Here is a 3,023-nt window from a genome sequence, read left to right on the forward strand (position 1 = left end):
ATTACAATTTTAATAGATGAACTAAAAAATAGTAAAAATAAAAATCGTAAATTATACTTAGAGAATGAAAAGCTATATTTAGCATATGTTAGCTTATTACACAAAGCACAGTCTGTATTAAATCAGAAAATAGAACAATTTGATGAAAATAAAGCAAAAGATGATATAATAGAGTACTTATTTGTGTTTAATAGATATTTAAACTTAATAAATCATATTACATATGATATTGCAGTGACATATAACGACAAGTTTACAATTCGCGTTATGAATATTGCAGGACGAATAAATGAATTCACGCACTCTTTAAGTATGGACTTGCTTGAGATAGTATTCCTTTTAACATTATAACGTTTTTTTATAACTACTTTTTTACTTTACTTTTTATATTTACATTATGTTATGTATATAGTGTATTAGTACTACTATTTTATTATAATGTATAACCGCGGCCTGCCTGCTGCGGCCCCGCGTTTTTGCCGCAGGCCGGCCCACCATTATACCATATATTATTAATATATGGTTATGTGGCCTGCTATGCCGCCGGTATTATTATAATGGATAATGTATATGCCGCACATAGCTTATTATAATGTTATTGCCGCAATTATGCCCTTATGCTTATACTTTTGTAAACTAGTAAAAGCAAAACGCCTATTACTTTTACTTTTCTACATTTACATTTATCACCATAATACCTGACGGTTTTTAGGGAGGGGGTCCTAACTTAAAATCACGTTAATTTAGGGCTATAATACCGTTAAAAAGGACCGAAAGATTTAAATATATGTTTAACAAATAGATAATTAGGTGAGTCAGATGGCAAAACCCGTACCTCCATACCCTGGGTTCGAATATGATCAAAAAGCACTAGAAGAAACCATGACAAAGGTAAAAGAAACAGTAATACAAATATATAATAGAGTAGTTAGTCAGAGTGAAAAAATAAGGAAAAAATTCGCTAAAATATTAGATGAGCCTGGCCTAGTGTATGCAAATTCAGCATTAAACAATTTAATAATGATAATAACTGATATGTATAATATAGTTCTCTCTGGCAAAAAATACAAAATAGCAGATTTTATAGTAAGAACTGCGAATTTACTTAAATACTATGGTGAAATAGACGTATTATTACTAGAGGCTACTCATAATAATAAGGAAAAAAGTCATATTTACTTTTGCGATAGAGACGAAGGCGAAGATTTATTCATGTTTACTTTCAATTTAAGGCATGAAATAGAATATTTGCTAAATGTATTAGTTGGATTAAGTTAAACTTTTTTTGAAAAATTATTTTTTATATATGCTACTTTTATACTTTTTTCCTAATCGTTTTTAATTATTTTATAATGTATATGCCGGCCCGTATATTCATTATATAATATATATGCCGCCATATGTCGCAAGCCGGCCCACCATTATACCATATTAGTTATAATAAGGTATAACTGCGGCAGTTATACCTTATTATAATAATGATATGCCGCACCCCCATTAAACTATTATAATGTATATACTGCCGCGCACCGGCCTGCATATTATATTATAATAATGAATATGCCGCCTGCTGCCGCACCTTTATGCCGCCGGCTTGCCTTAATACCTTAATAATTATAATATAATATGGTTTTATGCGCTTAATCACCCTTATGTTTATACTTTTCTAAACTAGTATAAGCCTAACAATATGGTGATTTATACTTTTCTAGGTCATAATACCGGCGTTAATTTAGGGCGGGGTTCTAACTCAAAATCACGTTAATTTAGGGTGTTAATATCGTAGATATTGAGAGAAAACTTTAAAAGTATAAAGTGAGAATAGATAATTAGGTGAAATCGGATATGACTCACCCCATAAGTCAGATCCCCCCGAAAGATATTGAGGGGGAAATTGAAAAAGAACACAAGATTTTTTTTGAACTTGGAAAACAATTAAACGAAATAATTGCACAAACGTTAAGCGAAAATGTAAGAACTAGTAATAAAGATATAGAAAAAATGATAAAAAGTATTGTAAAAGATATAAAAGATACAATTGAGCCTTACTTAACATCGTTGCAAAATCACGCAGAAGAGTATGACTTTTGGGGCTGGATAAATCCTGACAGACATTTAGTATATTTAACGCACCTAAATGCGGGCCTTAAAATTTACACGATGTTAACGGGCGATAATGCGGCACAAATAAGGCAAAAATTGAGCGAACTAGAAAATGAAGTGTACAAAACATTAAGTTTAATGTATACGCTAATTGTAAGCGAGAAGAGCAGTAGGCTGAAGACAATAGAAGATATAATTAATAGCAGTGTAAAAGTACATAGTAATAGGGCTATTTATAACATTGATACAATATTTTGCAAGCTAGAAAATGTAAAAATTGAAAATGAAGTGATAAAAATGCTTTTAGACAGAGTAGTTGAAGAAGCTAAAAAGTTTAGAGAAGAACTAGAAAAATTCAAGAGTGAAAAGGTAAAAATAACTAGTGTTGATGATATAATAGCATTCATGGAGAAGTTTAGCGGATTACTAGAGCAAAGTGCAGTAGTTATAGGGTGGGTTGAGCAAATTTATCACTTTGATAAGGAGTTTTACGGGGAACTAGATATACACTACTTAGCCGAGGACTCTTATAATGATTTAGTACTTGTGCCTGAGGCATTACGCGAAGAAGATATTGCATATTTTGAAAACGATGATGAATGAAAATTGTAAATGGGTGAGAAAAATGGAAGTAATTTCAGTTGCAAATATGTTAACACCTGTTTATAAGGCGTTAATTGTGGGCGCGGTAACGGCAATAACGACAAGCACGTTTATTGAGGGACTTGGAACAGAGTCTGATAACGATGGTAATTATTATACTACGCCTGTTACGCATACGATACCGCGCGCAGTAATAATTGGCGCGATATCGGGCGTAATAAGTACAATTTTATTAAACCTGATATTTGGCATAGCGATATTTCCTTACTTGCCTTTTGCAGCATTAGGGGGCATTATAGCAGGATTAGAGCATTTAG

General features: G+C 32.1%; 4 protein-coding genes. All 4 read left to right on the top strand.

The genetic code is table 11. The features are described from left to right. A partial coding sequence (locus tag QXF46_09550; protein MEM0227106.1) for a hypothetical protein occupies positions 1-351 on the top strand: 351 nt, incomplete at its 5' end. A 468-nt stretch (positions 352-819) separates the two neighbouring features. Continuing rightward, positions 820-1,278 carry a hypothetical protein gene (locus tag QXF46_09555; protein ID MEM0227107.1) on the top strand — a complete coding sequence of 153 codons (459 nt, stop codon included), beginning with the start codon at positions 820-822 and terminating at the stop codon, positions 1,276-1,278. Between the two features lie 555 nt (positions 1,279-1,833). Beyond that, entirely contained in the window at positions 1,834-2,706 is an 873-nt protein-coding gene (locus tag QXF46_09560) for a hypothetical protein (GenBank protein MEM0227108.1), read from the top strand. A 22-nt stretch (positions 2,707-2,728) separates the two neighbouring features. Then, a partial coding sequence (locus QXF46_09565) for a DUF1286 domain-containing protein (protein ID MEM0227109.1) occupies positions 2,729-3,023 on the top strand: 295 nt, incomplete at its 3' end.

It is taken from the genome of Thermofilaceae archaeon (genome assembly GCA_038731975.1).
Taxonomy (GTDB): domain Archaea; phylum Thermoproteota; class Thermoprotei; order Thermofilales; family Thermofilaceae; genus JANXEW01.

Bases quoted from the DNA above. Each gene is read 5' to 3' on its own strand.
- QXF46_09555 (MEM0227107.1), top strand. From the start codon at position 820: ATGGCAAAACCCGTACCTCCATACCCTGGGTTCGAATATGATCAAAAA.